The 25436-nt window shown below is 73.2% G+C and carries 23 protein-coding genes; 8 read left to right on the forward strand and 15 right to left on the reverse strand.

The features are described from left to right. Nucleotides 1–37 precede the first annotated feature (37 nt). From ACZ66Z_RS21065 to ACZ66Z_RS21075, 3 genes are read right to left on the reverse strand one after another with little or no spacing between them, the layout of a single operon-like run. Complete coding sequence (locus ACZ66Z_RS21065; protein ID WP_469936048.1) at nucleotides 38–2071, reverse strand: alpha/beta fold hydrolase; 2034 nt, start codon at nucleotides 2069–2071, stop codon at nucleotides 38–40. Continuing rightward, nucleotides 2044–3828 carry an N-acetylglutaminylglutamine amidotransferase gene (locus ACZ66Z_RS21070; RefSeq protein WP_469936050.1) on the reverse strand — a complete coding sequence of 595 codons (1785 nt, stop codon included), beginning with the start codon at nucleotides 3826–3828 and terminating at the stop codon, nucleotides 2044–2046. Before ACZ66Z_RS21070 ends, ACZ66Z_RS21065 begins: the two co-directional genes overlap by 28 nt. Before the next feature lie 56 nt (nucleotides 3829–3884). Further along, nucleotides 3885–5048 carry a carboxylate-amine ligase gene (locus ACZ66Z_RS21075; protein WP_469936052.1) on the reverse strand — a complete coding sequence of 388 codons (1164 nt, stop codon included), beginning with the start codon at nucleotides 5046–5048 and terminating at the stop codon, nucleotides 3885–3887. 479 nt (nucleotides 5049–5527) lie between these two features. Between ACZ66Z_RS21075 and ACZ66Z_RS21080 the strand changes: the two genes are divergently transcribed. The 5 genes from ACZ66Z_RS21080 to ACZ66Z_RS21100 all read left to right on the forward strand — a co-directional run bounded on the left by ACZ66Z_RS21080 (nucleotide 5528) and on the right by ACZ66Z_RS21100 (nucleotide 10453). After that, a complete protein-coding gene (locus tag ACZ66Z_RS21080) occupies nucleotides 5528–6388 on the forward strand; it encodes a class II glutamine amidotransferase (protein WP_469936054.1) in 861 nt (286 codons plus the stop codon). A gap of 91 nt (nucleotides 6389–6479) precedes the next feature. Further along, complete coding sequence (locus ACZ66Z_RS21085) at nucleotides 6480–6980, forward strand: hypothetical protein (protein ID WP_469936056.1); 501 nt, start codon at nucleotides 6480–6482, stop codon at nucleotides 6978–6980. 48 nt (nucleotides 6981–7028) lie between these two features. Then, complete coding sequence (locus ACZ66Z_RS21090; protein WP_469936058.1) at nucleotides 7029–8459, forward strand: flotillin family protein; 1431 nt, start codon at nucleotides 7029–7031, stop codon at nucleotides 8457–8459. A gap of 185 nt (nucleotides 8460–8644) precedes the next feature. Then, nucleotides 8645–9622, forward strand: a complete 978-nt coding sequence (locus ACZ66Z_RS21095) for a GlxA family transcriptional regulator (protein WP_469936060.1) — start codon at nucleotides 8645–8647, stop codon at nucleotides 9620–9622. Between the two features lie 72 nt (nucleotides 9623–9694). Further along, nucleotides 9695–10453, forward strand: a complete 759-nt coding sequence (locus ACZ66Z_RS21100; protein WP_469936062.1) for an MBL fold metallo-hydrolase — start codon at nucleotides 9695–9697, stop codon at nucleotides 10451–10453. 16 nt (nucleotides 10454–10469) lie between these two features. Here the strand turns inward: ACZ66Z_RS21100 and ACZ66Z_RS21105 are convergent, their stop codons facing one another. From ACZ66Z_RS21105 to ACZ66Z_RS21115, 3 genes are all read right to left on the reverse strand, one after another. After that, nucleotides 10470–11366 carry an AraC family transcriptional regulator gene (locus ACZ66Z_RS21105; protein ID WP_469936064.1) on the reverse strand — a complete coding sequence of 299 codons (897 nt, stop codon included), beginning with the start codon at nucleotides 11364–11366 and terminating at the stop codon, nucleotides 10470–10472. A 133-nt stretch (nucleotides 11367–11499) separates the two neighbouring features. After that, on the reverse strand, nucleotides 11500–12039 hold the full coding sequence (locus ACZ66Z_RS21110; protein WP_469936066.1) for a YbhB/YbcL family Raf kinase inhibitor-like protein: 540 nt from the start codon (nucleotides 12037–12039) through the stop codon (nucleotides 11500–11502). 259 nt (nucleotides 12040–12298) lie between these two features. Then, the gene (locus ACZ66Z_RS21115; RefSeq protein WP_469936068.1) at nucleotides 12299–13153 is read right to left on the reverse strand and encodes an RNA polymerase sigma factor SigF; all 855 of its coding nucleotides are present in this window, start codon (nucleotides 13151–13153) and stop codon (nucleotides 12299–12301) included. Nucleotides 13154–13407: 254 nt separating this feature from the next. On the opposite strand from ACZ66Z_RS21115, the gene ACZ66Z_RS21120 reads away from it, so the two are divergent. After that, the gene (locus tag ACZ66Z_RS21120; protein WP_469936070.1) at nucleotides 13408–13830 is read left to right on the forward strand and encodes an ATP-binding protein; all 423 of its coding nucleotides are present in this window, start codon (nucleotides 13408–13410) and stop codon (nucleotides 13828–13830) included. A 71-nt stretch (nucleotides 13831–13901) separates the two neighbouring features. Here ACZ66Z_RS21120 and ACZ66Z_RS21125 read toward each other — a convergent pair whose 3' ends face one another. The 4 genes from ACZ66Z_RS21125 to ACZ66Z_RS21140 form a co-directional block, all read right to left on the reverse strand. Beyond that, a complete protein-coding gene (locus ACZ66Z_RS21125) occupies nucleotides 13902–14306 on the reverse strand; it encodes an STAS domain-containing protein (protein ID WP_469936072.1) in 405 nt (134 codons plus the stop codon). Continuing rightward, nucleotides 14303–15421, reverse strand: coding sequence for a cobalamin B12-binding domain-containing protein (locus ACZ66Z_RS21130; RefSeq protein ID WP_469936074.1), 1119 nt, complete (start codon nucleotides 15419–15421; stop codon nucleotides 14303–14305). The genes ACZ66Z_RS21125 and ACZ66Z_RS21130 overlap by 4 nt, the downstream gene beginning before the upstream one ends. Then, nucleotides 15418–17100, reverse strand: a complete 1683-nt coding sequence (locus ACZ66Z_RS21135; protein ID WP_469936076.1) for a SpoIIE family protein phosphatase — start codon at nucleotides 17098–17100, stop codon at nucleotides 15418–15420. Before ACZ66Z_RS21135 ends, ACZ66Z_RS21130 begins: the two co-directional genes overlap by 4 nt. 232 nt (nucleotides 17101–17332) lie before the next feature. Beyond that, nucleotides 17333–18163 (reverse strand): DUF1206 domain-containing protein, encoded by an 831-nt coding sequence (locus tag ACZ66Z_RS21140; protein WP_469936078.1) that lies wholly within the window; start codon nucleotides 18161–18163, stop codon nucleotides 17333–17335. A gap of 154 nt (nucleotides 18164–18317) precedes the next feature. Between ACZ66Z_RS21140 and ACZ66Z_RS21145 the strand changes: the two genes are divergently transcribed. Beyond that, on the forward strand, nucleotides 18318–18575 hold the full coding sequence (locus ACZ66Z_RS21145) for a WhiB family transcriptional regulator (protein WP_469936251.1): 258 nt from the start codon (nucleotides 18318–18320) through the stop codon (nucleotides 18573–18575). A gap of 114 nt (nucleotides 18576–18689) precedes the next feature. Here the strand turns inward: ACZ66Z_RS21145 and ACZ66Z_RS21150 are convergent, their stop codons facing one another. Both ACZ66Z_RS21150 and ACZ66Z_RS21155 read right to left on the reverse strand, forming a co-directional pair. Further along, nucleotides 18690–19154 carry an ATP-binding protein gene (locus ACZ66Z_RS21150; RefSeq protein ID WP_469936080.1) on the reverse strand — a complete coding sequence of 155 codons (465 nt, stop codon included), beginning with the start codon at nucleotides 19152–19154 and terminating at the stop codon, nucleotides 18690–18692. Between the two features lie 118 nt (nucleotides 19155–19272). Then, nucleotides 19273–20181 (reverse strand): PP2C family protein-serine/threonine phosphatase, encoded by a 909-nt coding sequence (locus ACZ66Z_RS21155; protein WP_469936082.1) that lies wholly within the window; start codon nucleotides 20179–20181, stop codon nucleotides 19273–19275. Nucleotides 20182–20591: 410 nt separating this feature from the next. Here ACZ66Z_RS21155 and ACZ66Z_RS21160 point away from each other — a divergent pair, with 410 nt between their 5' ends. After that, nucleotides 20592–21104 carry a MarR family transcriptional regulator gene (locus ACZ66Z_RS21160; RefSeq protein WP_469936084.1) on the forward strand — a complete coding sequence of 171 codons (513 nt, stop codon included), beginning with the start codon at nucleotides 20592–20594 and terminating at the stop codon, nucleotides 21102–21104. A gap of 119 nt (nucleotides 21105–21223) precedes the next feature. Here the strand turns inward: ACZ66Z_RS21160 and ACZ66Z_RS21165 are convergent, their stop codons facing one another. From ACZ66Z_RS21165 to ACZ66Z_RS21175, 3 genes are all read right to left on the reverse strand, one after another. Continuing rightward, nucleotides 21224–22399: a PP2C family protein-serine/threonine phosphatase gene (locus ACZ66Z_RS21165; RefSeq protein WP_469936086.1), complete on the reverse strand. Its 1176-nt coding sequence runs from the start codon at nucleotides 22397–22399 to the stop codon at nucleotides 21224–21226. A 62-nt stretch (nucleotides 22400–22461) separates the two neighbouring features. Beyond that, on the reverse strand, nucleotides 22462–22830 hold the full coding sequence (locus tag ACZ66Z_RS21170; RefSeq protein WP_469936088.1) for an STAS domain-containing protein: 369 nt from the start codon (nucleotides 22828–22830) through the stop codon (nucleotides 22462–22464). A gap of 46 nt (nucleotides 22831–22876) precedes the next feature. Then, nucleotides 22877–25366 (reverse strand): SpoIIE family protein phosphatase, encoded by a 2490-nt coding sequence (locus ACZ66Z_RS21175; RefSeq protein WP_469936089.1) that lies wholly within the window; start codon nucleotides 25364–25366, stop codon nucleotides 22877–22879. Nucleotides 25367–25436: the final 70 nt, after the last annotated feature.

The raw sequence follows: 25436 nt of genomic DNA on the forward strand, positions 1-25436 counted from the left end.
CGAGGCGCAGGGTGCCCCGGGTTCGAGAGGCCTCGCCTCAGCCGAGCAGCCACCGTTGCATCCACGTCGCGGCGGCGCGGCGGAACAGCCGCCGGTTGTCGGCGCGCCGGAAGTCGTGGCCCTCTCCGCGCAGCAGAAGCAGCTCCGCCACCAGTCCCCGCGCACGCGCGGCGTTGACGATCTGCTCGGACTCCCCCGGCGGGACGTTCGTGTCGTGCTCCCCGTGCACCGCGAGCAGCGGGACGCGCAGTTCGTCCACGCGGCTCATGGGCGACAGCGCGCGCAGGAGCGCGCGGTCCCGTTCGGGGTGGCCGTACTTGTGGGAGGCCGACTCCGCGAGCCACGGTTCGGTGCCGGCGAAGAAGGTGGCGAAGTCCGACATGCCGCACACGGTGATGCCCGTGCGGAAGAGGTCGGGGTGCCACACGAGCGAGGCCAGCGTGAGGTAGCCGCCGTAGGAGTGGCCCATCACGGCGAGTCGACGGGGGTCGGCGAGACCCGACGCGACCGCGTGCATCGCGCAGTCCGCGACGTCGTCGATCGCGGCGAAACGGCCCTCGCCCAGGTCGGCGTCGACGAAGGAGCGGCCCCAGCCGGAGGAGCCGCGGACGTCGGGGGCGAAGACGTCCAGGCCCCGGTCGAGCAGTTCCTGGTAGAGCGGGTCGAAGACCGGGCGTTCCTGCTCCTCCGGGCCGCCGTGCAGGTGCAGGACGCAGGGTGCCGGTTCGCCGGGCCCCCGGCCGGGGGCCCGGTGGTACCAGCCGCCCAGGAGCAGCCCGTCGCGGGCGGTCGCGCGCAGGGGGGCGGGTCGTACGGGCTCCACCCCCTGCGGGACGGAGTCGCGGTCGCGCGCCGACCACGGTGTGCGCGCGGGCGGCGCGGAGGGCGTCACGGCCCACACGCCGGGGCGGCGCCGTGCCCCCGACAGCGCGATCATCATCCCGTCCGGGCCCGCCGGCGTGACGCGGGTGACCACCTCGTGCTCCAGGTCCACCTCGCGGGGCGGGGGGCTGGTCCACCCGCCGGTCAGGGGAATGGTCTCGAGCCGGCTCACCCCTCCGTCGTTCCAGGACAGGGCCGCCCGTCGGCCGTTCTCCACGAGGGCGAGCAGTTCGAGGTCGCACGCGTCGCGCGCGGCCACCACGGAGAGCTCCTTCCGCTCGTCGGCGCCGTCCAGGTGGACCGCCAGCAGTGCCGCGAACTCCCGGTCGTGGTCGCTGCGCAGCCACACCGTGCGGGCGTCGGACGAGAAGCGGCCGATCCACGGGTCACCGTCCGCGACCGGCAGGACGCACGTCGGCGTCCGGTCGGCCCGGCGCACGACCACGGCCTCGCGCCTTCCCCGGGGTCCGCGGCGCAGCAGGGCCAGGCGTCCGTCCTGGCTGATGTCGCACACGCGGAGCGTGGCCGCCTCCGTCTCGTCGGCCAGGAGCTCGGGCGCGTTCGTCCCGGCGGGGTCGACGAGGTAGGCCGTGAGCCGGTCGCGGGGCGGTGCCGGTGTCCGGTCGCCCGCCGCGTCGGGGCGGGGCGCGTCGAGGAGGGTGGCGTGCCCGTCGCGTTCCGTCCAGCCGGCGGGCCGGTCGGCGTCGACGAGCGGGTCGGCGTCCCCCCGGAGGGGCTCGGCGACCGTCACCGCGAGGGCCGAGCCGTCCGGGGTCCAGCACCCCAAGTAGGCCGAGCTCCCCGGTTCCGCGCCCGCCAGGATCCTGCGGTCCGAGCCGTCGGGGCGGACGCAGAGGACACGCGTGTGGCCGCTCCCGCCGGGGGCCGCGGTGTACGCGATCCATCTGCCGTCCGGGGACCAGGAGACCTCCGTGACGTGATCCGGGCCGGTGTCCAGGAGGTGCGCGTCGTCGGCGCCGACCGGGCCGGTCCAGAGCTGTGGCGCACCGTCGCGGTCGCAGACGAACGCCGTGTGCTCGCCCCGCGGGTCGGACGACGGGTACCAGCAGCCGTGGGCCACCCGGGGCCGCGGGGCGTCCCGCGGACCGGCGGCGTCGGCCAGCGGCTCCGCCACGGGAGCCGCCGGCACGAGGGCCGCGTTCAGTGGATTCCGTGCGTCTGCAGCCATATCTCCAACAACGCCACTTGCCACAGGGCGTTCGCCCCTCGGTTCGTGCGGTGCTCGTCGGGCGCCGCCAGCAGTGAGGCGACGTACTCGTCGCGGAACAGCCCGCGCCTCCGGGCCGCCGGGGCGGAGAGGGCGTCCCGTACCCGTTCGAGGACGGGGCCCGCCATGTGGCGGACGGCCGGGACCGGGAAGTAGCCCTTGGGCCGGTCCACGACGTTGCGCGGGAGCAGGGTGCGGCCGGCCTGCTTGAGGACGCCCTTGCCCCCCTCCGCGAGTTTCAGCTCCGGCGGGCAGGCGGCCGCGAGTTCGACCAGTTCGTGGTCGAGGAACGGCACGCGTGCTTCGAGTCCCCAGTCCATCGTCATGTTGTCGACCCGCTTGACCGGGTCGTCCACGAGCATGACGTGGGTGTCGAGCCGCAGCGCCGCGTCCAGCGCGGTCTCGGCCCCCGGGGCGGCCATGTGCCTGCGGACGTACTCCGCGGACGCGTCGTGGTCGGGCAGCATGTGCGGCTGCAGGATCTTCGCGAGGTCGGCGTGCGAGCGGTCGAAGTAGACCTCCTCGTAGCGCCGGGGCTCCTGCTCCCGCTCGACGGCCGCCAGGTCGGGGTACCAGCGGTACCCGGCGAAGACCTCGTCCGCCCCCTGGCCGCTCTGGACGACGGAGACCTCCTTGGACACCAGCTCCGACAACAGGTGGAAAGCGACGGTGTCGTGACTCACCATCGGTTCGCTCATGGCGGCGATGGAGTCGTCCAGGGCGGTGGCGACCCGGTCCGACGGCACCATCAGCTGGTGGTGGTCGGTTCCGAAGTGCCGGGCGACCTGGTCGGAGTAGACGAACTCGTCGCCCTCCTCCCCCGCCTCCGACTCGAAGCCCACGCTGAACGTCGCCAGGTCCTTCTGGCCCTCCTCCGCCAGCAGGGCGACGATGAGGCTGGAGTCGAGGCCGCCCGAGAGCAGGACGCCGACGGGCACGTCGGCCACCATCCGTCGCCGCACCGCCGTGCGGAGCGCGTCGAGGACGGCGTCCCGCCAGTCGTCCGGTCCCATCCCCGCGAACGCGCTGCGGCGCGTGTAGGAGGGCTGCCAGTAGCAGTGGTCCTGTTGGGTGCCGTCCGGCTCCACCACGCGCACGGTGGCCGGGGGGAGCTTGCGCACGCCGGCCAGGACGGTGCGGGGCGAGGCCACGGTCGCGTGCCAGCTCATGTACTGGTGCACCGCCACCGGGTCGAGTGCCGTGTCCACCCCGCCGCCGGCGAGGAGCGCCGGGAGCGTCGAGGCGAAACGCAGTCGTCCGGGCAGTTCGGCGAGGTAGAGGGGCTTGATGCCCAGTCGGTCGCGGGCGAGCACGAGCCGGCCCGTGTCGTGCTCCACCAGCGCCACGGCGAACATGCCGACGAGGTGGCGGACGAAGTCGTGGCCCCACTGGCGGTAGGCCTTGATCACCACTTCGGTGTCGGAGGTGGTGACGAAGTGGTGGCCGAGCTGTCGCAGTTCCTCGCGGAGCTGCTGGTAGTTGTAGATGCAGCCGTTGAAGACGCAGGTCAGCAGTGCCTCGCTGTCGGTCATCGGCTGAGCGCCCCGCTCGGACAGGTCGATGATCTTCAGACGGCGGTGCCCGAGGGCGACGGCTCCCAGGGACCACAGGCCCCGGCCGTCGGGACCGCGGGGCGCCATCTTGTCGGTCATGCGTTCCACCGCCGCCATGTCCGGCGGTCTCTTGTCGAAGCGGATCTCACCGCTCAAGCCACACATCCACAACCTCCATGACGATCGGACAGGAACAAGGAACTCGACGTTCTCGGGCGGCCTCACGCCGCCGGCACGCCCCGCGCCCGGAAGCGGGGCGTCGCGGGAGCGGCCGTCCGCCTGCGGCCTCCCCCGTACTCACCGCGCGTCTCGGCCAGGAGCAGGTCCACGCCCGCCAGCAGGTCGGCCTCGGACACGACGCGGCGAAGGCGGTCCGCGGCGCTGCCGCGGGCCAGGGTCTCCTCGGCCAGGCTCCGCACGGTCTCCCAGTCCCCGTACGCCTCCAGCGTCGGGCGGAGGTGGCGGAGCAGCGCGCGTACGACCTCCGGAGCGGGTGCCGGCCGGCGCGTGATCGGGTCGACCAGGTCGCCCTCGAGGCCGGAACGGGCGGCCCGCCACGACGCCGCCCGCAACCACTCGTGTCTGTCGGTGCAGCGCCGGTCGCCCGCGGCCTCCACGCGCGCGCAGGCGTCGACGACGAGCGCCCGGAACAGGGCCGAGACCAGCACCACCGTCTCGACGCGCGGGCAGGCGTCGCAGGCGCGCAGTTCGAGCGTGGACAGATGGGCGGAGGGGCGGACGTCGTAGTAGATCATCCCGGTGTCGCTGATGACGCCGGAACCGACCAGCTCGCCGACGGCGGCGTCGTAGTCCGCGGCACCGGTGAAGCACCCGGCGGGGCCCGCGGTGGGCCAGCGCTGCCAGATCATGCTGCGCCAGCTCGCGTAGCCCGTGTCGGTCCCGAGCCAGTAGGGGGAGCTCGCGGACAGCGCCAGGAGCGACGGGACCCAGGGGTTCAGGAAGCAGAGCGCCCGGACGGCGGTGTCCTTGTCGGGGATGTCGACGTGCACCTGGGCGCCGCAGATCAGCTGCTCGTCGGCGACCCGGCGGTACTCCTCCACCATGGCGAGGTAGCGGGGGTCGTCCGTCGCCCGTACGGCTCCGAGGCGTGCGATCGGGGGCGCTCCCGCCGCCATGACAGCGAGGCCCTGGGAAGAGGCGGCCGCGTCCAGGCTGCGCCGCGACGCGGAGAGGTCGGCGTACAGTCCGTCGAGGGACGCGTGCACTCCGCTGTTCGACTCGACGACCGACTGGGGCAGTTCCCGCGTGAACCCGTCCCCGTGCCGGGACAGCCGTCCGAGGACGGCGTCCGCTCGGGGGGTGAGCGCGCCGCTCTCGGCGTCGATCACATGGAATTCTTCTTCGACACCCATCCGGACGACCACGGTGACTCCTGGGAAGCTCGACGGTCTTCGGGCCGGTCGCCACCTGCCTGTGGCCTTGCTCTGTTCCGGCTCGAAAGTGCGGGTTCCCTGTCGATCGCGATCTAAGCACGATCACCCTAATGAGCATGTAAGCGCTCATACGAGCGCCATTCTCCCTGCTTTCGACACGCCCGGACCGCCTCGGTTCCACGCCCCCGCCGCCCCCTGACCACCTCGGATGCGTGCCGGTCGCCCCGCCGAAACCGACGGGGCGCCGGGGATCACGTGGCGGCGACCGGGGGCGGGGTCGAGAATGAGAGGCGGACGGGTCCGCCACGGAGCGCCCGCGGAGCAGCGGGAGAACCGGCGTTCCCCGCCGGAGCTCCTGGAACAGCGCCGGCGCCCGGTCACGGCGGCGGACCGGCCACCGACTCGGCGGCACGCCGGAGGAGCGGGAACGGCCCCTCCCCGCCGCGCCGCAGGAACACAGGTGATCACGCATGTGCCGATGGCTCGCGTATTCGGGGACACCCGTACTACTCGACACCATCCTGTACAAACCGACACACTCCCTGATCGACCAGAGCCGGTTCGCCAAGCTCGGCCTCGAGACGACGAACGGCGACGGGTTCGGCATCGGCTGGTACACGAACGAGAGCGACACCCCGGCGCTGCTGAGGGACGTCGGCCCCGCCTGGAACAACCGCAACCTGCGGGAGTTGGCGGACCACATCCGCTCCCCGCTGTTCTTCGCCCACATCCGGGCGTCGACCGGGACGGCCGTGCAGCAGTCGAACTGCCACCCGTTCCGGCACGGCCGCTGGATGTTCATGCACAACGGCGCCATCGCCGGCTTCCACCTCGTGCGCCGCGACCTCGTGCTGCGGATCGACCCCTCCCTCTTCGCCGACCTCGAGGGCACGACGGACTCCGAGGTGATGTTCTACCTGGCCCTCACCTACGGCCTGGACGAGGACCCGCCCGCCGCCGTGGCGCGGATGGCGGGGGAGGTGGAGCGCGTCGGCCGCGAGCACGGGGTGGACTTCCCGCTCCAGATGACCCTCGCCATCACCGAGGGGGAGAACATCTGGGCCTTCCGCTACTCCAGCGAGGGGGCGTCGCGCTCGCTGTTCTACAGCAGGCGGGTGGAGGACCTGCGCAAACTGCACCCCGACGTCGCCTTCCTGCAGGACATCTCCCCGGAGACGCACCTCATCGTGTCCGAGCCCCTCGACAACCTGCCCGGCGCCTGGAACGAGGTGCCGGAAGGCAGTTACAGGTTCGTACGGCCGGGCGTCGACGAGCTGCACCCCTTCTCCCCGACGACAGGGGCACACGGGAACGGCATCAAGAACGCCTGAAGATTGCCGGAACCGGGCAGTGAACGCCCGCGCCGTTCCGTGGAAGCATCCTGATCGACGCGGACGACACGGCACGGGGCAGGGGGCGCACATGAGCTGGTTTCTCGGTCTCGGCATCGCGGGCCTCGTGCTGCTCGTCGCGTCCCTGGCCCTCGACGGGGTGCTGGAGGGGGTCCTCGAACCGATCGGCGGGGGGCCGGACGGGTTCCTGTCGTTGCCGGTGATCGCCGGTTTCGTGTCCGCGCTCGGTTTCACGGGGGCGCTCACGACGGGCGCCGCGGGGGCGGGGGTCGCCGCCGGTGCGGGCGTGGTCGCGGGGGGCGTCGTCGGGTGGGGGACGTGGCGGTTCGGCCGCGCGCTCCTGCGTGACGGCGCCACGCCCGCACCGCGCGGCGAGGACCTGACCGGTACGAGCGGTTCGGTGGTGACGGCGATCCCCCCGGACGGCTACGGCGAGGTCCTGCTGCACCTCGCGGGCCAGCCGGTGAAGTACGCGGCGAAGGCCACGACTCCGGTCGCCCGTGGCAGCGAGGTGTGGGTGGAGTCCGTGCTCTCGCCGACCTCCGTCTCCGTCCGCCCCGTCGAGCGCTGACCAGGCACCGCCCAGTTCTCTTTCCTTCTGATCGAAGGGGGTTTCTCCATGAGCCCTGTCCTCACCGCCGTGGTGGGAATCGTCGTCCTCGTCGTCCTGCTCGGCCTCGCCGTCGTCACGCGCTACAAGGTCGCGGGCCCCAGCGAGGCGTTCATCATCACCGGCCGGCGCGGCAAGAAGGCCACCGATCCCGCCACCGGGCGGGTGTTCACCGACAACAGCGGCCAGAAGGTCGTGGTCGGCGGCGGTGTGTTCGTCGTCCCGTTCGTGCAGCAGAGGTTCACCCTCGACCTCTCCAGCCGGCACATCCCCGTCGCGGTCCGGGGCGCGGTCACCCTGCGCGGCGTGAAGGCCCATCTCGAGGGCGTCGCGATCGTCAAGGTCGGCGGCACCGAGGACTCGATCCGGGCGGCCGCGCAACGGTTCCTGATGCAGCAGAACGGCATCGTCGGCTTCACCCAGGAAGTGCTGTCCGGCGCGCTGCGCTCCATCGTCGGCCGCATGTCGGTCGAGGACATCATCCGCGACCGCGCCGCCTTCGCCGGGCAGGTCGCCGAGGAGGCCGAGGCCAGCCTGTCCGGGCAGGGCCTCGTCCTGGACGCCTTCCAGATCCAGGACATCACCACCGAGGGCTCCTACCTCGAAGACCTCGGCCGCCCCGAGGCCGCCCGTGCCAGGCAGGAGGCGGACATCGCCGAGGCCGTCGCCCGCCGCGCCGCCGAACAGGCCCGGCTGAAGGCGGAGGAGGAGATCGCGATCGCGCAGCGGACCCTCCACCTGAAGCAGGCCGAGATCAAGGCCCAGACCGACGAGGCCGCGGCCCAGGCGAACGCCGCCGGACCGCTGGCCGAGGCGGCCCGGCAGCAGGACATCCTCAGCGAGCAGGAGAAGGTCGCCGAGCGACAGGCCGCGCTGACCGACCGTCAGCTCGACACGCAGATCCGCAAGCCGGCCGACGCGGCCCGCTACCAGGCGGAGCAGGAGGCCGAGGCCCGCCGCATCGCCCTGGTCAAGCAGGCCGAGGCCGACGCCCAGCGCTCCCGTCTCACCGGCGAGGGCGAGAAGGCCCGTCGTGCCGCGCTCGCCGAGGCCGTACGCGTCGAGGGCGAGGCCCAGGCCGCCGCCATCGCCGCCAAGGGTTCCGCCGAGGCCGAGGCCATGCGGAAGAAGGCCGACGCGTTCGCCCGGTACGGGGACGCCGCCGTCCTCCAGATGGTCGTCGAGGCCCTGCCGCAGGTCGTCGCCAAGGCCGCCGAACCGCTCGCCGCCATCGACAGGATGACCGTCATCTCCACCGACGGCGCGAGCAAGCTGTCCCGCACCGTCACCGACAACGTCGCCCAGGGCATGGAGCTCCTCTCCTCCACCACCGGCGTCGACCTCACCGCCCTCCTCCAGGACATCACCCGGAAGAAGTCGGTGCTCCTCCCGGAACCGTCCCCGGCCCCCGACGACGGGGCCGTCGAGATCACCGGCTAGGACACGGGCGGGCCGCGGCGGGAGGGCACCGGGGTCCGAGGTCCACGGGGGGCGACGCACCCCGCGTCCTTCGACGCGGGGCTGCCCGCCTCGGCGCCGCCCGCTCCCGTCCCGGGCGGCTCCATGGCCGGATCTGACAGAACATGGTCATTGCGGCCCCGACGGTGGGACGAAATGATCGGCACATGCTTCCACCGCACAGAGTCGTCGTCGCGGCCTTCTCCGGCGTCGAACTGCTCAACGTCACGGGTCCGGCCGAGGTGTTCTCGGTCGCGACGCGGGTCGCCGGCACCGGGCGGCCCGGCTACACCGTCCGCGTCGCGACGGCCCGGGGCGAGCCGGTGACCACCTCCAGCGGGATCCGGCTGATGGCCGACCTGAACCTGGACGAGGCGAAGGGCGACGTGGACACCCTGCTCGTGTCGGGCGCCGTGCGTGTCCGCGACCACGAGGTGGAGCCGGTGCTCGACCGCGGGATCGTCGACTGGCTGCGCGAAGCGGCCCCCGGAACCCACCGGTTGGGTTCCGTCTGCTCGGGCGCGCACCTGCTGGCCGCGGCGGGCCTGCTGGACGGCCGCTCGGCCACGACCCACTGGCGGACGGCCGCACGACTGGCCGCCGACCACCCCCTCGTCACCGTCGACCCGGACCCGATCTTCATCCGGGAGGGCCGCCTGTGGACCTGCGCCGGCATCGCCTCGGGGATGGACATGGCGCTGGCCATGGTCACCGAGGACCACGGCCCCGAACTCGCCCTGGCCACCGCCCGGACGATGGTCATGTACGTCAAGCGCGCCGGCGGTCAGAGCCAGTTCAGCGCCCCGCTCGCGCCTCCCGCGGCGCCCGGCGACCGGCTGGACGACCTGCGCGTGTGGATCGGTGAGCACCTCGCCGGGGACCTGTCCGCCGAGGCCCTGGCCGCACGGCTGCACCTGAGCGTGCGGCACTTCTCCCGGCTGTTCCGCGAGCGCGTCGGCACCCCTCCGGCCGCGTACGTCGAGTCCGTCCGGCTGGAGGCCGCCCGCCGGCTGCTCCAGGACAGCACCCACACCCTGCCCGAGATCGCCGCCCTCAGCGGCCTCGGTTCCGTGGAGAGCCTGCACCGCTCCTTCCGGCGCCGCCTCGGGACCACCCCCGCCCAGTACCGGCGCCGCTTCCGCTGAACCCCTTCGTACTCCCCCGACCGTCCGCGGAGCACCGCGCGGCGGAGGACAGTCGTGCCCGAGGAGAGAACCGTGTCCCGAACCAAGGTCGTCCCCGTCCCGGTCATGGGCCGGCACAACATCAACGCGTACCTGTTGCTGGGCCGCCGGCCCGTCATCGTCGACGCGGGAACGCCCGGCAGCGGCCGGAGGATCTACGAGCAGGTCGCCGCCCACGGGGTGGACCCCACCGACGTGTCGCTGATCGTCCTCACGCACGGCCACATCGACCACTTCGGCTCCGCCGCCGAACTGCACCGCCTGACCGGGGCCCCGGTGGCGGGCCACGTCGCCGACCTCGGCCCCTACCGCTCCGGCCGGGCCCGCGAGCCCTATCTGCCCACCGGGCGGATGGGCCGCCTGATGGCCGGGAACAAGAACCTGCACCGCCGGGTCGAGCCCCTCGAACCCGACGTGCTCGTGACCGGCGAGACCGACCTGGAGGACTTCGGGATCGCGGCGCGCATCATGCCCACCCCCGGACACACCGCCGGATCGGTCTCCGTCCTCACCGACCGGGGAGACCTCGTCGCCGGCGACCTGATCGCCAACTCCCTCTTCGGGCTCGTCCGGGGCCGACCGGCCAACCCCCCCTTCCACGACGACCCGCTGCGCAACCTCGCCAGCCTGCGGAAGATGCTCGCCCTGAACCCCACCGGCCTCCACGTCGGCCACGGCACCCCGCTGGAACCCGACCGGGTCCGGCGCTGGGCCGACCGGGAGCACCGGCGGCTGACCCGCCTCGCAGCGGCGGGCCGGCTCCCCGCCCGCGCGGAGGACGCCACGGCCTGACCGGCACGGCGGCCCCCTAGGACACGGCGGCGGCCGTGTGGTCGGCGCGCTCGCGCGTGCGTGCCGCGTCGATGCTCGGTGGCACGCCGAACTGGCGCTTGTACTCCCGGCTGAACTGCGAGGGGCTGTCGTACCCCACCCGGTGGCCGACGCCGGTCACGTCGTGCGGGCGGTTGGCCAGCAGGAGCCGCGCCGCCTGCAGTCGGATCTGCTTCTGGAACTGGATCGGGCTCATCGCCGTCACCGACTGGAAGTTCCGGTGGAACGCGGAGACGCTCATCCCGGAAGAGCGTGCCAGGTCCTCGACCCGGAAGGCCTCGGTGTAGTTGTCGCGGATCCAGTCGACCGCCCGGGTGATGTGGCTCAGTCCGCTGTCCACGAGGCCCAGTTGGCGGACCGACTCGCCCTGCTCCCCTGTCATCAGCCGCCACAGGATCTCGCGCTTGACCAGGGGGGCCAGCACCCGGCGGTCACGCGGCCGGTCCAACAGGCGGAGCAGGCGGACGATCGCGTCGATCAGCTCCGCCGGGGCCTCGCTGACCATGATCCCCGGCCGGGGCGCCCCGGTCGGACGCGGCAGGTCGCCCGGTCCGGCCCGGAGCATCAACTCGGCGATGACGGCGGGCTCCAGCGTCATCCCGAAGCCGAGTTCCCGACCGCCCGGTGCGACGCGTCCGGTCACCGGCAGGTCGGCCGAGGTGACCAGGTACTGGCCGACCCCGTACTCGTACACCCGCTCGCCGAGCGCGAGCCGCTTGGCGCCCTGCGCGATGACGGCCAGCATCACGCCGGACATCGCGTACTCCGGCTCGGCGCCCGGGTCGGCCCGGCAGATCCGGACGCCGTCGACGGCCGTGGTCCGGTCGGATCGCGCATGCCGTTCCAGCAGGTCGCGGAGCTCGTCGAGGGACATGCTCCCATCTCATCACGGGCCGGTACGCCTACGGCCGCCGGAGGGAGGATCGTGCAAGGACGCGCGAAGATCGTGCGGGCGCCCCGCGCGGCACGGGACGCCCGTGACGAGGCCGCTCCTCGCGCCGCGGCCCCTACTCCCCGGTGTCCTCGTACTCGGCGATCAACCGGCCGCGGGCGACGGTGTGGAACCGGAGGTGGAAACCGACGAGCGCCGGCGCCGCGTCCGCGTCCGGCCCCAGCTCCTCCCGGTCCACGGCGTACACCGTGAACACATAGCGGTGCGGGCCGTCCCCCGGCGGCGGTGCGGCCCCGCCGAAGTCCCTGCTGCCGTAGTCGTTCCGGGCCTGGAGGGCGCCCGCGGGCAGACCCTCGAAGGCCCCGGTCCCGGCCCCGGCCGGCAGCTCGGTGACGTCCGCCGGGATGTCGAAGACCGTCCAGTGCCAGAACCCGCTGCCGGTCGGCGCGTCCGGGTCGTAGCAGGTGACCGCGTAGCCACGGGTGCCCGTCGGCCCCGCCGACCAGCTCAGCTGCGGTGAGGAGTTCCCCTTCGCGTACACGTGCGCGTCCGGCAGGGTCCCGCCGTCCGTCAGGTCCTCGCTGCCGACCGTCAGCTCGGGCACCGGCGGATGGAAATCGTGCGGCAGCGGACGTCGAGCCCTCGTTTCGCTCATTCCCGACTCCCTTTCGTGCTCTCGGTGAAACCGCCCGGACGGGCGTGGTCCCATCCGAGCACGCACCGGGCCCCGGAGCCCGATCGGCGAGAGGATCGTGCAGGGAGTCGCCGTCTTTGTGAACGTGTCCCCGGACCGCCGACGAGCGGGCCGAGGACGCCGACGCGGCTCCAGGGCGTCTGCCGGGCGGAAGCCCGGTTCAGGTGTCCTGGAGCCGCGTCGGTCCTCGCCGGATACGGCGGGCCCGCGGGCCGCCGGATCAGCAGTCGGCGGCGAGCATGCCCTCGCGCAGACGGTTCAGGGTGCGCGAGAGCAGACGGGAGACGTGCATCTGGGAGCAGCCCAGCCGTTCCCCGATCTGCGCCTGGGTGAGTTCCTCGACGAACCGCAGGTGGATGATCCTCCGGTCGCGCTCGTCGAGGTCGCTGAGGAGCGGGGCGAGGGCGTGGAAGTCCTCCACCAGTTCCATGGCGGGGTCCTCGCTGCCGATGTAGTCGGCCAGGGACGCGTCCCCGGCCTCCTCGTCGCCGCTCAGCGCGGCGTCGAGCGAGGAGGAGTTGTAGCCGTTGGAGGCCAGTCGCGCCTCGGTGACCTCCTGCTCCGTGAGGCTCATCAGCTCGGCCAGTTCCTTGACCGTCGGCATCCGACCCAGGCGCGTGCTCAGCTCCTCGGTCGCCTTGGCCAGTTCCACGCGGGCCTCCTGCAGCCGGCGGGGCACGTGGACCGCCCAGGAGGTGTCCCGGAAGAACCTCTTGATCTCCCCGACGATGTAGGGGACGGCGAACGTGGTGAACTCGACCTCCCGGGAGAGCTCGAAGCGGTCGATCGCCTTGATCAGGCCGATCATGCCGACCTGGACGATGTCCTCCATCTCGTCGGCACGATGACGGAACCGCCCGGCCGCGTAGCGGACCAGGCTCATGTTCATCTCGATGAGGGTGTTGCGCGCGTACTGGTACTCGTGCGTGCCCTCCTCCAGCACCGCGAGCTGCTGGAAGAAGACCTTCGACAGGGCACGGGCGTCCTTCGGCGCGACCGCCAACGGGTCCGGGACCGCCGGAAGTACCCCCGTCCCGACCTCAACGTCCGTGGCCGACATCGTGATGACCGTCACACCTATCCCCTCTCATCTTTTCATCCCGACCCCGAATTCGTGGCCCGATGGCAGCCCGCCTACCCGGAAGTCCGAGGTCCATGCAAACTCGTCGACAAGAAATTTTCCGAGGCGCGCGCGGGCGCCCCCGACGCGTTCCTCCGGCCGTGCGGGACGTCCTGACGGCGCATCAGCGGCCGGCCCGGCGACGCCCGGGTTCTCGCGCCGAAGGCAGGGCAGACGGAACGTGCAACGCGGTCGAGCGGAGGAGAGACATGGCACAGGACCCTTCACTGAGGGCTGTCGGATGGGCGCGGACACTGCCCGTCAGCAGCGGCGTGAAGACGGCGCGGGACTGGACGCGTGAGCACCTGGCGGCACTCGGCTGGGACCGTACGGAACCGGATCTGGTGGACTCCGTCGTCCTGGCCGTCTCCGAGCTGGTCACCAACGCCCACGTCCACGCCCGGAGCGACGCGCAGCTCATCCTGACGTGGGACGAGCAGTGCCTGCACGTGACCGTGCACGACGCGTCGTCCCACGTGCCCGAGCAGCGCCGCCCCGACGACGGCGCCCTCGGAGGACGCGGCATGCTCCTGATCGACGCCCTCGCCGACGACTGGCAGGCCCGTCCCTGCCCCCGGGGCAAGGACGTCACCGCCTGTTTCCGCCCGCCCTCCGCCGGCCGGCCTTCCTGAGGGGATCGCCGCCGTCGAGCCGCCGTGGAGCTGCCGTCGAACCGCCGGGCTCGCGCCCGGCACGGGGCCCGTCAGGGGCGCGGCAGCTGAGGGCTGTCCGCTTCGTCGCCCGGGGCGGAGCCGTCGGTCCCGACCTTCTCGGGCAGGCCCGTCAGGTGCTCGTACGTGCCGGTGAGCAGGAGCAGCCTGTCCAGGAAGGGCGGCCTGCGCTCGATGTGCAGCCGTACTCCCGCCGCAGCGGTGTCCCGGTGAAGGGCCAGGAAGGCGGAGAGGCCCATCGAGTCGCACAGGGTCATCCCGGCGCAGTCGAGGTGGACTTCCGAGAGTCCGGGAGCCGAGGAGAGGTGGGCCCGGACGGCCTCCAGCAGCTCGTCGGTGACGTCCCAGGCGAAGTCGCCGACGAGCTCCGCGTACAGGACGCCGTCCCCGTCGGTGACGATCGCCAGTTCGAAGGTGTGGTCGGGGAATGCGGTCATGCGTGGAGTCCGGAGGCCTGTGGTGCGGATACGTGGGTGAGGGCACGGCGTCCGGCGGCCAGGTGGGCCTGCGCGCGGGGGAAGTCGTGCTGGGCGTCGGCGAGGAGGTCGAGTGCGGCGAGCAGGGCGCTTCTGGGGACGCCGCGGACCCGGAGGACCTCCGCGGTCCAGGTGAGGAAGCCGGTGAACAGCTCGGCGTCGTCGGTGTAGAGGGACGCGGCGAGGAAGTCGACGATGTGGGCGATGTCCTCGGCGGTCCGTTCCCGCTGCCCGTCGGTGTACGCGGCCATGGCCGGGACCCTGGCCTCCAGCCCCGCGAGGACGTCACGGGTGAGCCGGACCCGGGCGCGGGTGACCAGGGTGTACTCCTGGTCGAGCAGATGGGGCAGGCCGTGGTCGGGGCCGGTCGGGACTCCCTCGGGACGCCGTACTCCGTCGGCCAGGAGGGAGGCGGCGGCGCGGGCGTCGGGCGCCCACCCGTCGGCGCCGAGCAGACGGGCGTACCTGCCGTCCGGACCGAAGGCGGCCCCGCCGACGACGACGGGGATCCCGATGGCCTGGACGGCGGTGACGGCCGCGTGGGCCGTCGGCAGCCGGAGGGGCAGGGACGAGGAGAGCGCGACCACGTCCGCCCCGGTCTGGTGGAGGTGCGCGATCAGGTGCGGGGTGGGGACGTGCGCTCCGAGGTAGTCGACGAGGAAGCCCCGGCCGCGCAGGACCTCGGCGAGGAGGCGGGCGGGCAGGGCGTGCCACTCCCCGTCGACGCAGGCGACGGTGACGCGCCGCGGGGCCGCCCCGTCTCCTTCCCGGCCGGCCGGCCGGGCGGCACGAGAGGGCCGGGTCCGGTGGGCGAGGGCGGCGATGACGCGGTCCTGGATGGCCGTCGCGGCGTGCTCCTGGGCGACGCTGATGCGGTCGGCGGCCCATTCGCGGCCGACCCGGGCCTGCACGGACCCGATCACGTCGAGCAGGACGTCCTCCACCGGTGTCCCGGCCTCGCAGGCGTCGAAGACCGCCGCGGCGGCCGCCCCTTCGTCCCTCTCCACCAGGGCCGCCCACAGGCGTTCGCGGGCGCCGGCGAGGTCGGTGGAGGAGAGCGTGGTGTGTGTGGTCATGCGGTGTACCTGCCCCGGGTGTGGCCGTTGACCGCGGACAGATGGGTGGTGTGCGGTGCGGTGATCGCGACGACCGCCATGTCGTCGTGCGGACCGCTGCCCACCCATGCGCCGGCGATCATCTGCATGCGTTCGACGACGGCCTCCGCCGGCAGTCCGACGCACTCGGCCAGTGCGGTCCGGAGCCGTTCCTCCCCGAACATGGACGACCCGAGCGGCCCGCCCCGTGCCTCGGTGATCCCGTCGGTGTAGAGCAGGCACGTCTCTCCGGGCGCCAGGTGCACGGTCGCGGACCGGGAGGCGACCTCGGGGAGCGCCCCCACGAGGGTTCCGCTCGTGTCCGCCTCCTCCACCTCTCCCGTGTCGCGCAGGATCAGCGGCCCGGGATGACCGGCACTGGTCAGCCTGAGTCGCACCCGTCCGCCCGTCCGCCTCACCGAGGCGAGGACCAGCGTGGCGAACCGGGTGTGACGGGAGGTCAGGAGGGCTCCGTTGAGCAGCTTCAGGACGTTCTGGTGGTCGTCGGCGAGGGGCAGCAGCGCGTGCAGGGTGCTGCGGATCCTGCCCGTGAGCACGGCGGCGTCCAACCCCTTGCCGCACACGTCCCCCAGGACGGCGAGCGACTCCTGGTCGGCGTCGGCCCCGGCGTGCACGTCGTAGAAGTCGCCGCCGATCCTCTCCGTCTCCTGGGAGGTGCGGTAGCCGCCGGCGAAGTCGACCCCGTGGACGTGGTGGAGTTGCGGCGGGAGGAGCTCGGCGATCAGCGCGCGGGTGATGCGGGCCTGTTCCGCGTACATGCGCGCGGCCGACAGCGCGGCGCCGGCGCGGGCGGCGAACAGACGGGCGAAGAGCTCCTCCGAGGCGTCGAAGGCCGTGCGGCCGCTGCGCCGCAGCAGGATCAGGGCGCCCGCGGGCACGCCGTGGCCCGGCAGCGGGGTGATGGAGACGGATCCCGGTGGCCCTTCGAGCTCTTCGGGCACGGCCCATTCCGGCAGCTCGGCCGGGTCGATCCACCGGGCGGGCACCGGAGGGAAGCCCTGGAGGGCCTCGGCCAGGCCGGGCACCGTCGCGGGGTCCATCGTCACCTGGGTCCCGGTGACCCGCTCCCCCACCGCGGTGACCACGCCGTGCCGGTTCCTCACGGGCGGGGAGATCACGAGCGCCGCGTCGGCGAAGTGGGCCGCGGCGAGCAGCGCCGCCTTCTCCAGGCACCGGTCCGGGTTCAGCGAGGACAGCAACTGCGTGGAGGCGTCCGCCAGGAGCGCGGTGCGTTCCTGCTCGGCCCTCAGGGCCTCCTCCGCGGCGGTCAGGTCGGAGTCGTCGACCAGCCACCAGGCGACGTCGCCGTGGCCGGACTCGGTGGGGTGGGCCCGCAGGAGACGGCCCTCGTGGTTCCCCCGCAGAGCGGGGCGTTCCCCGCGGACGGACGTCTCCCCGGGCCACGTCCGCGGGGGACGGGCGAGTCGCCGGTGCGCGTCGGCCAGCCAGCCGGGGGCGACCTCGTCCAGCCACGAGCCGACGTCCATCTCCGGGAAGAGGTCGGAGGCGGCGGCGTTGAACTCCACGACGCCGCCCTGACGGTCGGCCACCAACGCCGGATGGGGCGAGCGGAGCCATGAGGTGTCCACGGCCGCGGAAGTGACCCGCGCCCGGCCGGACTCGTCTTCGAAAACAGTCATATGCGTGGCCGCCCGTAGTGGCCCGCCACCTTCCCTCTCGACGACAGCTCGACGGTCCACCTTTCCTCAGTCCGCGCCGTACATCAAGTGGACCCCTCTCTTCCGGTGCGCACCGGGCCCGTATTCGGCCACACCCCCACCTTCCCGACACAGGAGCTTCACGGAAGGAGCACGCTCCGGGCCGGGGCGGGGCACGGCGGGAAGGGCTCGGAGCCGGTGCGAGGGGCCGGGGTCAGAGGGCGCGCCACTTCGCCTGGCCGAAGGAGAAGACCCCGTAGAGCACGAGGCCGACGGCCACGGCGAGCAGCAGCCAGGGTCCCGCCGGGGTCTGTGCGAAGGAACGGATCGCGTCGTCCATGCCCTTGGCGCGGCTCGGGTCGAACGCCGCTGCCGCCCGCACGCCGGAGAGTCCGAGCGCGGCGAAGACGAGGCCGCGCCCGACGCCGCCGGCCACGCCGGTCACGTCCATGAAGCGGCGCTGGTACGTCGACAGGCTTCCCCATGTGAGGTGGTCCCGGTACTTCCGCAGGACCGCCCTGCCCGCGATCCACAGCCCGGCCGCCAGAACGCCGACGGCGACCGCGCCGACCCACCAGCGGCCGCCCGGGAGTTCGAGCAGGCGGGCGGTCAGGTCCCGGCTCTGCCGGTCGGTCGATCCCTCGCCGCTCCCCCGCTCCCCCATCGCGAAGGAGAGGATGAGGAAGGCGGATCCGGCGTAGAAGACGCAGCGGCCGGCGGACAGGGCCCGCTTGTAGGCCTTGTCGCCCTTGGGGCCGGCCGCTCCGAGGACCGCCTCCGACAGGCGCCACGCCGCCATCCCGGCGAGGCCGATGCCCAGGGCCCAGAGGAGGACGGCGCCGAACGGGGTGGCCGCGATGTGTGCGACGGCCCCTCCCCGGTCGGCCTGTTCGTCCGTCCCCGTCAGGCCTATGCGTACGGCCAGTGCTCCGACGAGCAGGTACAGTGCGCCCCGCGCCGCGAAACCGGCCCGGGCGCCCGCCCGTACGGCCTCGCCGCGAACCGCTCTCCCCGTCACGGACGCGTGCGCCTTCACTGCGGTCATGTCGACTCGCTCCTCTCGGTCGACCTCCGGATGCCCTGTCCGTGCCGGACGAATCCCCGCCGGGCGGTTTCGACCGTGAACGGGCGGTGAGGCGGACAAAGACGAGTTCCGTCTCATTCACCAGGAGGATCACATGGAAACCCGGGAGGGCCACATGGACGACTGGCGGGAGGTCGCGGCCTGCCGCGAGGTGGATCCCGATCTGTTCTTCCCGGTGGGGATGGGCCCCTCCGCGCTCGTCCAGGCCGACGAGGCCAAGGAGGTCTGTCGACGCTGTCCGGTGCGGGCGGAGTGCCTGCGCTGGGCCATGGACGACTCCCGTCAGGTGACGGGCGTGTGGGGCGGCCTCACCGAGGACGAGCGCCGTTCTCTCCGGCGGCGGTCGCGCCGCACGTCGGGCGAGCGGCGTTGAGGGCCGGCCCGCCTCCCCCGCGGGCCGCTGCCGGGAACCGGTCCGCGTCCGCGCGGGCCGCTTCCGGTCGGGCCGGCTCCGCCTGAGGCCGGTGCGCCCGTGGGCGCACCGGCCTCAGGCGTCCGTCTCGGGGCCCGTCGGCAGGAGCGAGAGACGTGCCAGGACCCGCTTGCCCCCCGGTGCCGGCTCCACGGACACGCTCTCGCAGACGGCGACGACGATCTCGACGCCGTGTTGTCCGATCCGGCGCGGGTCGTGTCCACGGGGTACGGGGGCGGCTGCCGCGCTGTCGAACACCGAGATCTCCAGGGCGTCCCGACGCAGCTCGAGGAGCAGTCGGCAGGGGCCGGAGGTGTGCCGGACCGCGTTGGTCACCAGCTCGCTGACCACCAGCTTCGCCAGGTCGACGCGCTCCTGCGTCACCGGTCCCCGCCCGACGGTCGGCGCGGCGGCGAGGAAGTCGGCGGTGAAGGCGCGGGCGGCCCCGATCGCCCCGCCGCCGGCGGCGTCGTCGAAGACGGCACTCGCGGACAGCAGGGGCTCCGGTACCGCACGCTCTGCGGTGATGGCGTCCGTCATGGCCCTTGCACTCCCCTCGTACGGATGGGTGGGCGCGCTGGGCACCTCGTACTCCGCCTTTCCCCTCTTCACGGTTTCCATACCGCCCGTATCGGGGATCACTTCCGCCGCCGTCGGGTCAGCGGGGCGGAGGCAGGAACGGAACGCCACCCCCGCCCGTCACCGTACCGGGCCTCCCGGCCTCGGGGCCGTGCCAGTCGAGACGGACGACGAGGACGGCGTCGGGTACGTCGCAGGGCGCCTCCCGCAGCGCCCGGACGACGGCTCTGGGGGCATCCGCGCAGCTCAGGCGGTCGGCCTGTGCCAGGGCCCGGGCGACCGGACCGTCCGGCGCCTCGTCCTCCCCGGCGGGCGGGGACCCACCGGGGTCGCAGGCGACGAAGACGAGCCGGTCACCGGGGAGGAGGCGCAGGCGCTGCGTGGCGTAGACGGTGTCCTCGAACATGCCGAGGGGCAGTTGGCGATCGAGTTCGATGCGCTCGGTCACCGTGCCGCGCGTCCGCCAGAGCGTCGGCGACCCGGCGTCGACGACCTCGACCCCGCCGGTGGTCAGGTCGAGGCGCAGCAGGAGGGCGGCGAGCGGGCTCCTCCCCCGGTACTGGCCGTAGAGCGCCTGGTCGGTGAGGCTGGCCTGCCCCACCAGGTCGAGTCCGGCCCGCCGGGCGTTGCGGATCGCGTTCACGGCGAGGGTGCTCACCAGGGCGGCCGGGGTGCCGGGGCCGGCGGCGTCGGCGACGACGAGGAGCAGCTCGTCCTCGGTCACGCTCCAGTCCAGGAGGTGTCCTCCCGAGGCGTAGGCGGGCTCCCAGTGGGCGTGCAGGTCGAACGCGGGACCGGCGCAGGACCGGCCCGGCAGGGTGTCCCACTGCATCTCCCCGGCGATGGTGAGGGCGTGCGTCCTGCGGGTGCGGCGGTACAGGTCGGTGTGGCGGTCGGCGACGCGCAGGGCGTGTCCGAGGGTCTCGGCGACACGGCCGAGGCCCTCGACGGATTCCGGGGTGGCGCGGTCCGGGGGCAGGAGGACCACGAGGACGCCGAGCCGGTCCCCGCGGACCGTGACGGGAAGGCAAACGGTCGCCGTAGGCCCGCCATCACGGAAAAGATATGGTTGCTGCGTGCGGAGAACGCGTCCGACGGGTCCCGTGTCCACGGGCACGTGCCCCACCTCGTCAGGTGTCTGCACGGGCCGTACGGGACGCAGAGACGTGAACCCGTAGTCGACGAGCAGCAGATCGACGGAGGACGCGGCGTACCGCTGCGCGAGACTGGTACGGAGGGAGTCCAGGAGGAGATGTGGTGCCGCCCCGCGCAGTGCGGTTTCCACTGTCACGTGTCGTTTCACCGAATCCGTACCGCCTTCTGGAGAGATGTGGAGATGACCGGTCCGTCGGAAGGCCGACGTCCTCGGCCCCGGACGCCCGAGGAGCGTCGGCAGGCATGAACACCAACCCCACCCCGTCCCAGCGCGAGCGCCAGCAGACGACCCGGGCCGCCCGGGAGCTCATCGAGCTCCTGGAGGTGCTGTGGGAGCGCGGCCGGGACATGGTGTCGCCGACGCCGGTGTCGGCGAGCCAGCTGCGCGTGCTCTACAGCCTGGACCGCGAGGAGGGGATCAGCCTCCGCACCCTGGGCGACCTGCTGGGGTCCGCGCCGCCCTCGGTGAGCCGCATGTGCGACCGGCTGGAGGCGTTGGGCTTCGTCCAGCGGCTGCCCAGCCCCGTGAGCCGGAGGCAGCTGGAGCTGCACCTGACCGTCCGCGGCAAGGCGTACCTGCGGGACCTCCGGGCCCAGCGCGAGGAGGCCCTGCTCGCGGTCGTCGCCGCCATGTCGCCGACGAGCCGCAAGGCGCTGCTGCTGGGGCTCACCGGTTTCCAGGAGGCCCTGGAAGAGGGCACGCCGGCCGCCTCGTCACGCCCCGGCACGCCGCTGAAGGACGTCAGTTCGGCCTGATTCCCGCGCGCCGCCGGCTCCGGCCGGCCGCACACCCCATGTCCCCACTGCCACCCTCCGGGCATCCTTCGACGCGTTCAACCGGGCACGAGCCAGGTATTGCCCCAAGGATACAGTTGTCACACGGCAACTGTTGACGGGGTCCCGTACCAGTCGAGGCAGACCACCAGGGCGTCGTCCTCCAGCGGGGTGTCGCCGTGGTACGCGGCGAGCTCGCGCAGCACCGCCTGCGGCACGTGCGTGGGCGGAAGCAGCCGCGTCCCGCTGAGCGCACGGGCCAGCGCCCGCTCTCCGTAGCTCTCCCCGCCGGGCGAGACGGCGGCGTACACCCCGTCGCTGCCGAAGAGCAGGCGGTCCCCCGGGCGCACGGTGAACCGCTCGGGCACGTAGGGGGAGTCCTCGAACATGCCGAGGGGCAACTGCGCCTCGAAGGAGACGGACTCGACGGAATGGTCCCGCAGCCGCCACAGACGGGGCGAACCGGCGTCCACGGCCTCCACCTCGCCCGTGGCGAGGTCGAAGCACAGGAGGAGCACCGACACGAAGGCGCTGCCCCGGTACTGCGCGTACACGGCCTGGTCGGCCAGGGCGGCCTGGTCCGCGAGGCCCAGGCCGGCCCGGCGGGCGTTGCGGAGGGCGCTGATCGCCAGGTTCGTCAGCAGGGCGGCGTCGATGCCCTCGCCCATGCCGTTGGTGACGGTGAGGGTCAGCCGGCCGGCCGAGACCGACCAGTCGTAGTTGTCCCCGAAGATCGCGTAGGCGGGCTCCAGATGGGCCCCGAGGGCGAACTCGGGACGGGAGCAGGAGCGGCCGGGAAGGAGCTGCCACTGCATCTCGGCCGCGAGGGTGAGCCGCGTCGCCCGCCGCGCCAGCACGTACAGGTCCGTGTCGCGCTCGGCCACCAGGATCTCGTGTCCGAGGCCCTCGCAGATCTGGCCGAGTCCGGCCAGCACGGCCCCGACGTCGGTTCCCGACGGCAGCCCGACGGTGAGGACGCCCAGCCGGTCCCCCCTCACGGTGACGGGAAGGTGGACCAGGACCGAGTCCGGCCCCGGGGTGACGTACGGCTCCTGGGCGCCGAAGGCCCGCCCCTGCGGACTGTCGTGGATCGGGACGGACGGCGCCGCCCCGGGTGCGCGTTCGACGGGCTGGAGGGTCCGCAGTCCGTAGTCGGCCAGACGGAGCTCCACCCGCTGGGCACCGCAGTGCTTCCGCAGGGCGTCCTCGACGACGCTCACCAGCTGGTGCGGAGCTGCCTTGCGGAGCGCCTGCTCCACGTCGGCGATCTCGTCCACGTTCTTCCCGTTTCCTTCCTTCCCGGGCGCGGTCCCGTGGCCAGGACCGCACCGCCCTTCGTCTATCTCGCGCCGCCGGCCGCGGCCAGCGCCTCGGCCACCCCGACGTGCGGCGGGATCGTGGTCGTCACCCCGGTGATCTCCAGGATGCGTCGCACCGGTGACGTCGGCGCGGCGAGGTACAGGTCTCCCCCGAGCGCGCGTGCCTTGTGGACCGCTCTGATCAGGACGTTCAGACCGGACGAGTCCATGAAGCCCAGTGCGGACAGGTCGAGGACGAGACGGGCCCGCCCCTGCCGGAGCTGTTCCGCCAGGTGGTCGTCGAGCAGATGAGCGGTCTCCATGTCGAGCTCACCGCCCAGGGACAGCACCGCCGTGCCGGTGTCGCGGATCGTGACGTCGACGTTCAGGTTCGGTTCTCGCTCGGACATGTTCCCTGCTTTCACGGTGGGGGGACGGACTGGGGGCGGTCGGCGATCAGCTCACCTGGACACCGATCAGACACGTGTCGTCGTCCGTGTCCGACTTGCTGCGCGACAGCAGCAGGTCCAGCCGTCGTTCGAGGCCGTCGGCCGGCAGCTGGGCGGTGGCCAGCAGCTGTGCGACGGAGTCGTGGACGGAGGTGTCCCGCCGCTCGACGAGGCCGTCGGTGTACATCAGCACGGTGTCGCCGGGTTCGAGCCGGATCTCCGTCTCCTCGTACTCGGCCTCGGCGAGGGCCCCCAGCAGCAGCCCCCGGAGCAGCGGCAGGTCGACCGCCTCGTTCTCCCGGACGAGCACCGGCGGGAGGTGCCCCGCCCGCGCCCAGCGCAGCGTGCGGCTCTCGGGGTCGTAGATCCCGCAGACGGCGGTGGCCGTGACGTGGGCCGTGAGGTGGTGGGCGACGGTGTTCAGCCAGGCCAGCAGTTGTCCCGGCCCCGCGCCGGTGACGGCTAGGCCGCGCAGGGCGTTGCGCAGGACGACCATCCCGGTGGCGGCCTCCACGCCGTGGCCCGCGACGTCCCCGACGCACAGGAGCACCTTCTTGGACGGCAGCACGACGGCGTCGTACCAGTCGCCGCCGACCAGGGACTCGGACTCGGCCGGGCGATAGCGCACGGCGACGTCGAGTCCCGGCGCGTCGAGCGGCGGTTTGGCCGGGGGCATGATGGCGTGCTGGAGCTGGAGGGTGAGCCGGTTGCGTTCCTCCGCCTCCTCCTCCGTGGCGACCAGACGGTCGCGGGTGGCCGTGAGGGCGACCTCGGTCCAGTGCTGTGCCGAGATGTCCTGGTAGGCGCCCCGGACCGCCTGGAGGCGACCGTCGGCGTCCAGGGTGGGCTCGGCGATCACCCGGATGTGGCGCGTGACCCCGTCCCGGCGCAGCAGCCGGAAGGACGTGGAGCCCGCCCGCCTCCGGTGCAGGACGGAGTGGAGGAAGCGTCGGATGGTGTCGGCGTCGTCGGGATGGACGTGCGTCACCAGGTCGCGCAGGGAGACGGGCGGTTCCTTCTCCTGCCGGCCGAAGAGGTCGGAGAGCTGGTCGTTCCAGGCGATCTCTCCGGTGAGGACGTCCTCCTCGAAGGCGCCGACGCGGCCGAGACGCTGGGCGTGCTGCAGCAGGCTGGCGAGGCGGGCCGACTCGTCCTCGATGCGCCAGATGAGGAAGACGCTGTCCCCGTGCCGGCTGATGCTGATGTCGGCGAGCGAGGAGAGCGGCACCTGGTCCACGAGCGCGGTCAGCCGTGTCCGCCGGGAGCGGAAGGGCTCGCCCGTGGCGTAGACCCGCTCGATCTGTTCGAAGAGTTCGCTCCCGCCGGCCGTCGCGGGGTACGCCTCCAGCAGCAGCGCCCCGTCGACGGCGCTCCGCGGCCGGCCGGCCGGGTCCTGGAAGTGCGCGTTGGCGTGCCGGATGCGGAAGTCGACCAGCCTGCCCGCCTCGTCCAGGTGGGGGGTCAGCACGAGGGCGGGGTCGTAGAGCCCGTCGGCGAGTTCGGCCAGCTCCAGCGGCCCGACCCCGCCGGTGGCCCCGACCCCGCCGGTGACGGGGGGGAGCGCCGGCACGGAGTGCGCGGGAAGTGCTTCCAGCGTGTGGGCGCAGAGCTCGGCGAGGGCCTCGATCTGGCGCTCCACGGCCTGGGGCTGGGGGTCCAGCGGGCGGGCCCAGCAGATCTCCAGGACGCCGTGGATGCGGCCGCCGGTCCCGGCGGGGACGACGACCCGGCCGCCGTCGGGGTGGCGGGTGCGTCCGATCGAGGGGATGCCGGAGGTTGCCAGAGAGGGATACCAGACCGTACGGCGACCGGTCAGGGCCTGCCGGGCCGCGGTGGTCACGCCCGGTGGCACGTAATGCCAGCGGGCCGCCTCGTCGGAGCCGAACCCGGCGTGTCCGCGCAGGCTCAGCGAGGCGTCCGGTCCGGTGGTCCAGATCGCCACGGCGACGGCGCCGAGGGGTTCGAGGGCGTGTGCCAGCAGCGACTCGGCGACGGACTGGGTGTCGTCCGCGCTGAGCGCCGCGCTCTCGGCCGTGCGCAGGCGCACGCCGACCGAGGCGTCGGACCCGGCGGTCCGGTCGGGAGCGCCGGGCCCGCCGTCGGTGGTGGACCTGAGGAAATCGTCGGCCGCCTCGGCGACCCGGTCGCGGGCCGCCTGGTTGATGATGTCCGCGGCCAGTTCCAGCTGGGAGAGCCCGGCCTGGTCGGCCAGTTCGGCGAGTTGCCGCGCCGCCTGGGCGGGGCCGCAGCCCAGGCGCTCGACGATCACGCCCTTGGCGAGTTCGACCAGGGCGCGCCCCTCGGCCGCCGCGTGCGCGGCGCGCACCTCGCCGCGCAGCCGTTCCACCGTGGCCGCCAGCCGACCCGCCGTGAAGCGGTCCTGCGCCGACGACGGGTCGGCGGGGGCCTGCTCGGGGACGGCCGCCACCGGCGCCGGAACGTCTTCCCCGTGGGGTCCTGAGCGGGGGTCTCCTCCTCGGAGGTGGGTACCACTCATGTCGACGACTCCTCGGGTAGGGCGGCCTCGGGGCCGCCGGACGGGCGGGGCCACGGCACGCCGGGGAGGC

The organism is Streptomyces sp. NPDC107498 (genome assembly GCF_055582805.1).

Bases quoted from the DNA above. Each gene is read 5' to 3' on its own strand.
- ACZ66Z_RS21065 (WP_469936048.1), bottom strand. From the start codon at position 2,071: ATGGCTGCAGACGCACGGAATCCACTGAACGCGGCCCTCGTGCCGGCG.
- ACZ66Z_RS21070 (WP_469936050.1), bottom strand. From the start codon at position 3,828: ATGTGTGGCTTGAGCGGTGAGATCCGCTTCGACAAGAGACCGCCGGAC.
- ACZ66Z_RS21080 (WP_469936054.1), top strand. From the start codon at position 5,528: ATGTGCCGATGGCTCGCGTATTCGGGGACACCCGTACTACTCGACACC.
- ACZ66Z_RS21085 (WP_469936056.1), top strand. From the start codon at position 6,480: ATGAGCTGGTTTCTCGGTCTCGGCATCGCGGGCCTCGTGCTGCTCGTC.
- ACZ66Z_RS21090 (WP_469936058.1), top strand. From the start codon at position 7,029: ATGAGCCCTGTCCTCACCGCCGTGGTGGGAATCGTCGTCCTCGTCGTC.
- ACZ66Z_RS21095 (WP_469936060.1), top strand. From the start codon at position 8,645: ATGCTTCCACCGCACAGAGTCGTCGTCGCGGCCTTCTCCGGCGTCGAA.
- ACZ66Z_RS21105 (WP_469936064.1), bottom strand. From the start codon at position 11,366: ATGTCCCTCGACGAGCTCCGCGACCTGCTGGAACGGCATGCGCGATCC.
- ACZ66Z_RS21110 (WP_469936066.1), bottom strand. From the start codon at position 12,039: ATGAGCGAAACGAGGGCTCGACGTCCGCTGCCGCACGATTTCCATCCG.
- ACZ66Z_RS21120 (WP_469936070.1), top strand. From the start codon at position 13,408: ATGGCACAGGACCCTTCACTGAGGGCTGTCGGATGGGCGCGGACACTG.
- ACZ66Z_RS21125 (WP_469936072.1), bottom strand. From the start codon at position 14,306: ATGACCGCATTCCCCGACCACACCTTCGAACTGGCGATCGTCACCGAC.
- ACZ66Z_RS21130 (WP_469936074.1), bottom strand. From the start codon at position 15,421: ATGACCACACACACCACGCTCTCCTCCACCGACCTCGCCGGCGCCCGC.
- ACZ66Z_RS21135 (WP_469936076.1), bottom strand. From the start codon at position 17,100: ATGACTGTTTTCGAAGACGAGTCCGGCCGGGCGCGGGTCACTTCCGCG.
- ACZ66Z_RS21140 (WP_469936078.1), bottom strand. From the start codon at position 18,163: ATGACCGCAGTGAAGGCGCACGCGTCCGTGACGGGGAGAGCGGTTCGC.
- ACZ66Z_RS21145 (WP_469936251.1), top strand. From the start codon at position 18,318: ATGGACGACTGGCGGGAGGTCGCGGCCTGCCGCGAGGTGGATCCCGAT.
- ACZ66Z_RS21150 (WP_469936080.1), bottom strand. From the start codon at position 19,154: ATGACGGACGCCATCACCGCAGAGCGTGCGGTACCGGAGCCCCTGCTG.
- ACZ66Z_RS21160 (WP_469936084.1), top strand. From the start codon at position 20,592: ATGAACACCAACCCCACCCCGTCCCAGCGCGAGCGCCAGCAGACGACC.
- ACZ66Z_RS21170 (WP_469936088.1), bottom strand. From the start codon at position 22,830: ATGTCCGAGCGAGAACCGAACCTGAACGTCGACGTCACGATCCGCGAC.
- ACZ66Z_RS21175 (WP_469936089.1), bottom strand. From the start codon at position 25,366: ATGAGTGGTACCCACCTCCGAGGAGGAGACCCCCGCTCAGGACCCCAC.